The organism is [Mycobacterium] manitobense, assembly GCF_025821665.1.
Lineage (GTDB): Bacteria > Actinomycetota > Actinomycetes > Mycobacteriales > Mycobacteriaceae > Mycobacterium > Mycobacterium arseniciresistens.
In genome coordinates this window covers 1-9,494 of sequence record NZ_JACKSJ010000068.1, presented here as the reverse complement: position 1 = coordinate 9,494, position 9,494 = coordinate 1, and the positions used below count along the sequence as shown (strand labels likewise).

The window sequence follows — 9,494 nt, the reverse complement described above, 5'->3', positions numbered from 1 at the left end:
CGGCTCGAGGCGCTCACCGGGCGCATCCGCTCGGCCGGCGGCACCGCCTTGGCCCTTCCCCTCGACGTCACGGACCGGGCCGCCGTCGCGGCCGCCGCGGACCGGGTGGCCGGCGAGCTCGGCCCCGTCGACCTTGTGTTCAACAACGCCGGGGTGCAGCTGATCTCGCCGATCGACGACCTGCAGGTCGATGACTGGCAGCGCCAGATCGACCTGAACGTCACCGGCGTGATGAACGTGATCGGCGCGTTCGTCCCGCACCTGGTCGAGGCGGCCGCCGCCGGCAGGCCCGCCGACCTGATCAGCACGTCGTCGATCGCGGCCACCCGCGTGCTCGAGAAGTTCTCCGTCTACTCGGGCACCAAGGCCTACATCAGCCACCTGACGCGGGTGCTCCGGGTGGAGCTCGGCCGCAAGATGGTCCGGGTGTCGACGATCGAACCGGGGATGGTCGACACGGAACTGCCCTCGCACGTCACCGACCCCGACGCCAGCAAGCTGATGGCGGACCTGATCCGCGACATCGAGGTGCTCTCGCCGGCCGACGTCGCTGAGGCGGTGGCCTTCATCGCCTCGGTCCCGCGGCACGTCAATCTCACCGAGATCACCATCCTGCCCACCGGGCAGGCGATCTGAGGCGCATGATCGGACCGGAGGGGTGTTTCGCGCGCCCCTCCGGACGCCGGCTGACAGGAGCGCACATGACCGACACCGCCGACACCTCGGCTCTGTCCGATACCGACCAGTTCTTCCTCCGGGGGAACTACGCGCCCGTCCCGGACGAACTCACCGCCTTCGACCTTCCCGTGGAGGGCGCCATCCCGGCCGACCTGTGCGGCTGGTACCTGCGCAACGGCCCGAATCCGCGGCAACCCACCGGCCACTGGTTCACCGGCGACGGGATGATCCACGGCGTCCGCATCGAGAACGGCCGGGTCGCCTGGTACCGCAACCGGTGGGTGCGCACCGACAGCTTCGAGAACGACTTCCCGGTGTTCAACGACGACGGCACCCGCAACCTGCATTCGAGCGTCGCCAACACCCACGTCGTCAACCACGCAGGCAAGACGCTGGCGCTGGTCGAATCGTCGCTGCCGTACGAGATCTCGAACGACCTGCAGACCATCGGCGCGTACGACTTCGGAGGCAGGCTCAACGACTCGATGACCGCGCATCCCAAAATCTGCCCGGCCACCGGGGAGCTGCACTTCTTCGGCTACGGCAGCCTCCTCGCCCCGCACGTCACCTATCACCGTGCCGACGCCGACGGTGTCCTGACCGTGAACCGCCCGGTCGACGTCCCGGCGCTGACGATGATGCACGACTTCGCGCTGACCGCCGAGCACGTCGTGTTCATGGACCTGCCGGTGGTGTTCGACCTCGACATCGCGATCAAGGGCGACATGCCGTTCCGCTGGGACGACGCCTACGGAGCGCGCTTCGGTGTGCTGCGGCGCGACGACCCGTTCGGGACGGTGCGCTGGTTCGACATCGATCCCTGCTACGTGTTCCACGTCGTCAACAGCTACGACGAGGGCGACTCGCTCGTCCTGCAGGCGGTGCGCTACCCCAGCCTGTGGCGCGGCAGCGGTGCGTCCGACCCCGACGGTGTGCTGTGGAGCTGGACGCTGGACCTCGCCACGGGCACCGTGTCCGAACGCCCCCTCGACGACCGCGGGGTCGAGTTCCCGAGGATCGACGACCGGCTGGCCACCCTGCCCGCGCGGTACACGGTGACCGTCGCCGACCACAGCCTGCTGCGCTACGACCTGACCACCGGTGCGGCCGTCGAGCACTCCTTCGGCGAGGGCGGACCCGGCGAGGCGGTGTTCGTGCCGTCCACCGGCGCTGTGGACGAGAGCAACGGCTACTACCTGGCCTACGTCTACGATCCCGTGCGCGACGGCAGTGACCTGGTGATCCTGGACGCCGCCGACTTCGCGGCCGCACCGGTCGCGAAGATCGCGTTGCCGCAACGTGTTCCGTACGGCTTCCACGGCAACTGGATCGCCGGCTGAGGAAACTGCCGCATCGGGGGCTCTCCCGGCGGCCATAAGCTCACCTGGTGAGCGAGATCGGGCGGGCGGCGGCCAGGGTGCTGGCCGACAGCGGGCAGGTGACCATCGCGCCGGGCCTCACCGACGCCGAGATCAGCGCCGTGGAGGCGCGCTTCGGTTTCGAATTCGGCGACGACCACCGCGCCTTCCTGGCCGCCGGCCTGCCCACCGGCCGCGGGTGGCCGGACTGGCGAAGTGACGACACGGCGCTGATCTTCCATGTCGGTTGGCCGGCCCGCGATCTGCTGCGCGCGGTCAAGGAGGACGGGTTCTGGGGTGTCGCCTGGGGTGAGCGACCGGACTCCGGGGACCTGGCGATGCACGTGGCGAGCCGGATGCTCGGCACGGCGCCGCGGATGCTGCCCGTGTTCCGGCAGTGCTACCTGCCCGCAGGCAGGGGCGGGACCGCTCCGCCGGTGTGGCTGCTCGACGGCGCCGACGTGTCCCACGCGGGGAGGGACCTGCACGACTTCATCGCCCGCGTGTGTGGCGGTCCGGCGGAACCGGTGGAAGCTGCAGTGCCACTGGCATTCTGGAGCGATCTACTGCCTGGTGCGGAGAAGCCGGCGCCCGAGTACCCGGACCTCGGGGCGCCGCCGTTCGAACCCGATCCCGCGGTCGAGGCGCCTGCGGCCGTGCGGCCGACCGCCGACCCGGCCGCCGCCTTCGTCGTGCACGGCGTCCAACTCGCCGAGGTGAGCCGCCACGACGGCGTGCTGGCGCACGGCGGGCCGCTGTGGACGGTGCCGGTGCCCCCCGGTGACGAGGCGGCGCGGTTGTGGGCACAGATCCGGAACCTGTTCCCGCAGACCGGTCTGTGGCCGGTGCTCATCACAGCGCGCACGTGGCACCGCATCGGCGGTGACGGCGGCGTCGAGGATCCGGCGCTGTGGACCGGCGGCCCCGACGGCGCGGCCTGGCTGGAACGCGAATACCGCTCCTACACCGCGCACAACGACGACCTGCCGCGGGCCGAGGGCGTCGAGCTCATCGGTCTGCAGCGCACCCACTGGAGACAGACCTGGGCGGAGATGGACGACACCGGCCGGTTCGACCGGCTGGCGCTGGTGCCCACGCCGGCGCCCTGGTACGTGCCCGCGTTGCTGCAGTGGTCCGGCGCCGTCAACTACGACATCACCGGCAGCGGCCACACCGCGGTCCTGCGGCGCTGGGCGGGCAAGTTCGACGCCCACGTCGCAGCACTCGACGACGAGTCCATGGTCTTGCGCGTCACCCAGCCGCCACGGCTGCCGCCCGCGATGCGCTCGGCGGCGCTGGAGGCGTTCCTGTACTGCACCGACTCCGTGCTCCAGGGGTCGGGTTCCATCGACGCGCTGGCCAACCGGCTGGGCTTCGACATCTGGAACTTCTGGTGGGACTGAACCGCCTGTCGCAGAACATGTCTCACAGCGCGGCGGCGCCGGACGCCGGCGCGGACCGCGCCGCGATGCGGTGTGCGTTCGGGCTCATCCCGTAGGCCCGCTTGAACGCACTGCTCAACGCGAACGGCGTGCTGTAGCCGACCCGGCGGGCCACCGCGGCGATGGTGTTCCCGCCGTCGCGCAGCAGGTCGGCGGCCAGCGCCAGCCGCCAGTGGGTCAGAAATGCGATCGGCGGCTCGCCGACCAGCCCGGTGAACCGTCGTGCGAAGACGGCGCGCGAGACACCGACGGCCGCAGCGAGTTCGGCGACCGTCCAGGGGTGGGCGGGATTGTTGTACATCAGCTTGAGCGCCGGGCCGGCCACCGCGTCCTGCTCGGCGTACCACCACGTCGGCGCATGACCGTCGCGGCCGAACCAGTTGCGCAGCACCGCGATAAGCAGCAGGTCCAGCAGCCGGTCCAGGTAGGCCTCCTGGCCGGGCCCGTCGCAACCGGCCTCGTCGGCCAGCAGGTCGACCAGCGGGCTGTCCCACTCGCCGGAGCGCACCACCAGCACCGGCGGCAGCGCGTCGAGCAGCCGTGTGCTCACCTCGCTGCGGCCCTCGTAGGCGCACACCACCGCACGGGTGGAGCCGGCTGCCGAATTGCCCCAGGTACGGACGCCGACCGACATCTCGAAGCGCAGATCCGCGCCGGACACCGTGGTACACCGCTGCCCCGGGTGGATCACCACCGTCGGGGCGCTCGTCAGGTCGTCGGCGAACACGTAGTGCTGGGTGCCGCGGGCGACCGCGACGTCGCCGGGATGCAGCCAGGTCGTGCCGCTGAGCGGGCCGACGATGGCAGCGCTGCCGTGGGTCTGGCAGATCAGCGTCAGCGGCGCCTCGTCACGGATGCTCATCGACCACGGCGGGTCCATCACCATCCGCAGCACGAAAGCTCCGCGCGCCCGCACCCCGTCGAGCAGACCGACCACAGCGTCCACGCCGCGAGCGTAGACCCAGACGCCTGCGTATGGAACCGGGACGATCGACGATGGATCGTCTCGCTCAGGCGCGGTTGAGTCGACACATGAGCCTCAATCCCGTCCTCGCCCTCACCGTCACCGCCGCGATCGCCGCCGCCGTGGTCGGCGGGGTGTTCTACGCGTTCTCCACGATCGTCATGCGCGGACTCGGTCGAACCGGACCCGTCGCCGCGATCACCGCGATGCGCGGGATGAACGCCGAGGCGCAGGCCAACGGGCCGTTCCTGCTGGTGTTCGTCGGGTCGGCGCTGCTGTCGGCCGCCGTCGTGGTTGTCGCGGTGGTGCGCATCGGCCAGCCCGGCGGCTGGCTGCTGCTGGCCGGCGGGGTGGCGGGCGTGGCCGGCTTCGTCATCACGGTGGCGGTCAACGTGCCGCTCAACAACCACCTCGACACCGTCGACCCCACTGCACTCGGCGTGGCGGAGGCCACCCGCGAATGGGCCGCCTATCTCTCGACCTGGACGGCGTGGAACCACGTCCGCGCCGCCGCCGGGATCGCGGCGGCCGTGCTGATGGCCCTCGGGCTCAACTCGGGGGAGTGAAGCCGCCCGGCTGCCCGCCGGGCTGCGGCGCATACGTCGGGGGAGCGGGTGCGTACGGCGGCTGTGCGGTGTAGGTCGCGGGAACGGGTGCGAACGGCGGGGTCTGCGGGTGGGGTGGTCCCGGCGGTGCGGTGTGCGCACCGAGCCGCACCAACTCCCTGCGGTGCCGCTCGGCGAGGATGGCGGCGAGCACGTACTGCGGCGGTGCGCCCGGCGGAGGCGGCGGCGAGATCTGCGCGACCACGTCGGCGGCGATCCGGTGCCCCATCACCTCACGGATCCGCGGGTCGAGTTGCGGTGCCCGGTTGAGGAACTGGCGGACCAGCTCGATCGACTCGGCGCGCAGCCCGGAGAGCTGCAGCGTGCCTGCCCACCACGCCATGGACGGCGGCATCGCGGGCGGCGGGGACATCTTCGGCGCCCGCTCGCTGATCACCACGGTGCCGGCGAAGATGTCGCCGATGCGCTTGCCCTTCGCCGAGAGCAGACTGCAGATGACCGCGGGCCCGCCGGTGAACGTCCAGAGCTCGATGAAGCCGGACAATCCGCGAAACAGCGCCTGGCGGAAGCGTTCCGGGCTGCCGTCCTCGGACACCACCCGCAGGCCGAGTGCCATTTTCCCCAAAGATTTTCCGCGCGTCGCCGTTTCGAAGACGACGGGATAGCCGACGATGGTCACGACGGTGAAGATGATGAGCACCGCCGCGACGAAGGCGGGATCGCGGTCGGTCAGCGTCAACGCCCACAGCAGCACCCCGACGAGGTAGCCGGCCAGCACCACGATCACGTCGATGATGGCCGCCAGGACACGCACCGGTAGCTGGGCGATTTGCACGTCGAGGACGACCGCATCCCCGGTCACCACCGGCTCGGGCTGGGAGACCATGTCGCCACGCTACTAGGCTGGCCCGGGTGGATGTCGACGCGTTCGTGCTGGCCCACCGACGCACGTGGGACCGGCTCGATGAGCTGATCAAGCGCCGCCGCAGGCTCACCGGAGCCGAGATCGACGAGCTGGTCGACCTGTATCAGCGGGTGTCGACACACCTGTCGATGGTGCGCAGCGCGTCGGCCGACTCCATGCTGGTGGGCCGGCTGTCGGGGCTGGTGGCGCGGGCCCGGTCGGCGGTCACCGCGGCCCACGCACCGCTGTGGTCGGAGTTCGTCCGGTTCTGGACTGTGTCGTTCCCGGTGGTGGCCTACCGGTCGTGGCGCTGGTGGCTGGGTTCGGCGGTGGCGTTCTTCGCCGTCGCGGCGGTGATCGCGCTGTGGGTGGCGGGCACCCCGGAGGTGCAGGCCACGATCGGCACGCCGGACGAGATCGCCAAGCTCGTCAACGAGGAGTTCGCCGCCTACTACAGCGAGAACCCCGCGGGGTCGTTCGCGCTGCGGGTGTGGGTGAACAACGCGTGGGTGGCCGCCCAGTGCATCGTCTTCGCGATCCTGCTCGGCCTCCCGATCCCGTACATCCTGTTCCAGAACGCGGCCAATCTCGGCGTCTCGGCGGGGCTGATGTTCGACGCGGGGAAGGGCGACGTGTTCCTGGGTCTGCTGGCGCCGCACGGGCTGCTGGAGCTCACGGCGGTGTTCCTCGCGGCGGCGGCCGGGATGCGGCTGGGCTGGACCGTGGTGTCGCCGGGCGATCGGCCCAGGGGTCAGGTGCTCGCCGAGCAGGGCCGGGCGGTGATGTCTGTGGCCATCGGACTGGTTGCGGTGCTGCTGGTGTCGGGTCTGATCGAGGCGCTGGTGACGCCCGCGCCGTTCCCCACCTTCGTGCGCATCGCGATCGGGGTGGCCGCGGAGCTCGCGTTCCTCGCCTACATCGTGCATTTCGGCCGCAAGGCCGTGCGGGCGGGTGAGACCGGCGACGTCGACGACGCCCCCGACGTGGTGCCCACCCGCTGAGTTCTCTGGCGAGCGCCTAGAGGCGGCCGGTGGCCTTCATCGCCAGGTAGTGATCGGCCAGCGCGGGCGCGAGGTCGTCGGGCGGCGCGTCGACCACGTCGACGCCGTGCCGCCGCAGCCGCGACGCGATCGCGCGCCGGTCGTTGCGGGACCGCTCGGCCGCCGCCGCGTCGTACACCGCGGCGGCGTCGGTGCGCCCGGCGGCCAGCGTCTCCACCCGGGGATCGGCCACTGCCGCCAGCAGCACCTGATGCCGGGCGGTCAGCTGCGGCAGCACCGCCATCAGGCCCTCGTCGAGTGCCGAGGCGTTCAGGTCGGTCAGCAGCACCACCAGCGCGCGGCGGCGCACCCGGCGCTGGACCGCGGCCACCATCGCGGCGGCGTCGGATTCCACGAGTGCGGGCTCCAGCGGCGCCATCGCCGTCACCAGCTGCGCCAGCACCTCGGTGCGTGAGGCGCTGAACACCCCCGCCCGGCTCACCCTGTCGTGGGCGAGGAAGTCGACGTGGTCACCGGCCCGCGCGGCCAGCGCCGCCAGCAGCAGCGCCGCGTCCATCGACCAGTCCAGCCGTGGCCACCCGGAGGGTTCGCTCGACGTGGGGTCGACGCCGACACGACCCGCCGACGTCCGTCCGGTGTCGAGCACGATCACCACCCGGCGGTCGCGCTCGGGGCGCCAGGTGCGCACCACCACGTCACCTCGCCGCGCCGTCGCGCGCCAGTCGATCGACCGGACGTCGTCGCCGACGACGTACTCACGCAGCGAGTCGAATTCGGTGCCCTGGCCGCGGATCAGCACCGGCACCATGCCGTCGAGCTCACGCAACCTCGCCAGGCGGGACGGCAGATGCTTGCGGGACAGGAACGGCGGCAGGATGCGTATCGCCGCGGCCACCCGGTGGCTGCTCTGCCGTCCGGCCAGACCGAGCGGACCGATCGACCGCGCGGTGACGAATTCCGAGCGCACGTCGCCGCGACGGCTCGGACGCAGCAGGGTGACCACCCGAACGGACTGTCCGGCAGCGATCTCCAGTTGGTGGGTGCGCGGTTCGCCGCGTGCGCTCGGCGGCCAGGCGTCGCGGACCCGGCCACGAAACCTTCGCCGGCCGGGGTGCTCGACGGTGAGCACCGCGTCGACCGGCTGACCCAGCCGCGCCGACGTCTCCCCGGAGCGGTGCAGCCGCAGCCCGCGGGTGCTCGCCGCCAGTGCGACGTCGAGCGCGATCACGGCCACCAGCGCGCCGAACAGCACCACGAAAGCCGTTGCCGGCCAAGGTGAGACCGCGATCGGCAGCACGCAGGCCAGTGCTACCAGGCCGGCGCGCCCGGTGAGGACCACTACCGCGGGACCGGAACGGCCGCCAGGATGCCGTCGAGCACGCCGTCGGGATCGGCGCCCTCGAGTTCGGCCTCCGGGCGCATCGCCACGCGGTGCCGCAGCGTCGGCCGCGCCATCGCCTTGACGTCGTCGGGGGTGACGTAGTTGCGCCCGGACAGCCAGGCCCACGAGCGGGCCGTCGCGAGCAGCGCCGTCGCCCCGCGCGGCGACACACCGAGCTGCAGCGAGGGCGAATGCCGGGTGGCGCCGGCGATGTCGACGATGTAGCCCAGCACCTCGTCGCCCACCAGCACCTGACGCACCGCCTCCCGGGCGGCCGCCAGGTCGGCGGGTCCTGCCACCGGTCTGACGGCCGACAGGTCCCGCGGGTCGAAGCCGCGGGCGTGGCGGGCCAGGATGGCGATCTCCTGATCACGCGGCGGCAGCGGCACATTGAGCTTGAGCAGGAACCGGTCGAGCTGGGCCTCCGGCAGCTGATAGGTGCCCTCGTACTCGATCGGGTTCTGGGTGGCCGCGACGATGAACGGGTCGGGCAGCGGCCGTGGATGACCCTCGACGCTGACCTGGCGCTCCTCCATCGCCTCCAGCAGGGCGGCCTGGGTCTTGGGCGGCGTCCGGTTGATCTCGTCGGCCAGAAGGAGATTGGTGAACACGGGGCCGGAGTGGAACTCGAACTCCGCGCTGCGGGCGTCGTAGACCAGAGATCCGGTGACGTCGCCGGGCATCAGGTCGGGCGTGAACTGCACCCGCTTGAACTCCAGCTGCAGCGCCGCCGCCAGGGTGCGCACCAGCAGGGTCTTGGCCACACCGGGCACACCCTCGAGCAGCACGTGGCCGCGGCACAGCAGGGCCACCACCAGCCCGCTGACCACCGCGTCCTGCCCGACGACCGCCTTGGAGATCTCGGTGCGCAACGCCAGCAACGCATTACGGGCGGAGTCCGACGACGCCGATGCGGCGGCCTGGTCTGTGGTGTGTGCTGCCGGCTGAGTCACGACTGGGCGACCTGCCTTTCGGTTTCGTCGAGTTGGTGGGCGAGGTGTAGCAGGTCGTCGTCGGTCTCGGGTGGCGGACCGAACAGCGTGTGACCGACCAGTTGCGGGTCGGACCCGGTGCGCGCCGCGACGGCGGCCACGATGGTGGGCGGCACCGCTCCGTGCGACAACCCCAGCCGGGGGAGCAGGCGCCCCACGGTGGCGGTGCGCAGCGCCTCGGCGGCGCGGTCGCGGGCGCGGCCGCGGC

General features: G+C 71.7%; 9 protein-coding genes and 1 pseudogene. 5 read left to right on the top strand and 5 right to left on the bottom strand.

Features of this window, described 5'->3' with window-relative positions; all coding sequences use genetic code 11:
- The 3 genes from H7I41_RS09375 to H7I41_RS30295 all read left to right on the top strand — a co-directional run.
- Nucleotides 1-636 (top strand): SDR family oxidoreductase (locus tag H7I41_RS09375; protein WP_264012306.1); only part of this gene is annotated, 636 nt, incomplete at its 5' end.
- A gap of 65 nt (nt 637-701) precedes the next feature.
- A complete protein-coding gene (locus H7I41_RS09370) occupies nt 702-2,018 on the top strand; it encodes a carotenoid oxygenase family protein (protein ID WP_264012305.1) in 1,317 nt (438 codons plus the stop codon).
- Nucleotides 2,019-2,065: 47 nt separating this feature from the next.
- Nucleotides 2,066-3,439: a DUF4253 domain-containing protein gene (locus H7I41_RS30295; protein ID WP_264012304.1), complete on the top strand. Its 1,374-nt coding sequence runs from the start codon at nt 2,066-2,068 to the stop codon at nt 3,437-3,439.
- Between the two features lie 22 nt (nt 3,440-3,461).
- Here H7I41_RS30295 and H7I41_RS09360 read toward each other — a convergent pair whose 3' ends face one another.
- Entirely contained in the window at nt 3,462-4,424 is a 963-nt protein-coding gene (locus tag H7I41_RS09360; RefSeq protein WP_264012303.1) for an AraC family transcriptional regulator, read from the bottom strand.
- An 86-nt stretch (nt 4,425-4,510) separates the two neighbouring features.
- On the opposite strand from H7I41_RS09360, the gene H7I41_RS09355 reads away from it, so the two are divergent.
- Nucleotides 4,511-5,008, top strand: a complete 498-nt coding sequence (locus H7I41_RS09355) for an anthrone oxygenase family protein (protein ID WP_264012302.1) — start codon at nt 4,511-4,513, stop codon at nt 5,006-5,008.
- On the opposite strand, the gene H7I41_RS09350 is transcribed toward H7I41_RS09355, so the two are convergent.
- Nucleotides 4,992-5,822 (bottom strand): RDD family protein, encoded by an 831-nt coding sequence (locus H7I41_RS09350; RefSeq protein ID WP_372503717.1) that lies wholly within the window; start codon nt 5,820-5,822, stop codon nt 4,992-4,994. The two genes, H7I41_RS09355 and H7I41_RS09350, sit on opposite strands and share 17 nt — an antisense overlap.
- Nucleotides 5,823-5,920: 98 nt before the next feature.
- Here H7I41_RS09350 and H7I41_RS09345 point away from each other — a divergent pair, with 98 nt between their 5' ends.
- Nucleotides 5,921-6,913: a stage II sporulation protein M gene (locus H7I41_RS09345; protein ID WP_264012300.1), complete on the top strand. Its 993-nt coding sequence runs from the start codon at nt 5,921-5,923 to the stop codon at nt 6,911-6,913.
- 16 nt (nt 6,914-6,929) lie between these two features.
- Here the strand turns inward: H7I41_RS09345 and H7I41_RS09340 are convergent, their stop codons facing one another.
- The 3 genes and pseudogenes from H7I41_RS09340 to H7I41_RS09330 all read right to left on the bottom strand — a co-directional run.
- Complete coding sequence (locus tag H7I41_RS09340; RefSeq protein ID WP_264012299.1) at nt 6,930-8,252, bottom strand: DUF58 domain-containing protein; 1,323 nt, start codon at nt 8,250-8,252, stop codon at nt 6,930-6,932.
- A complete protein-coding gene (locus H7I41_RS09335; protein WP_264012298.1) occupies nt 8,252-9,247 on the bottom strand; it encodes an AAA family ATPase in 996 nt (331 codons plus the stop codon). The genes H7I41_RS09340 and H7I41_RS09335 overlap by 1 nt, the downstream gene beginning before the upstream one ends.
- Nucleotides 9,244-9,494: pseudogene (locus tag H7I41_RS09330) on the bottom strand (DUF4350 domain-containing protein); the annotation flags it as partial. The gene H7I41_RS09335 and the pseudogene H7I41_RS09330, both read right to left, overlap by 4 nt.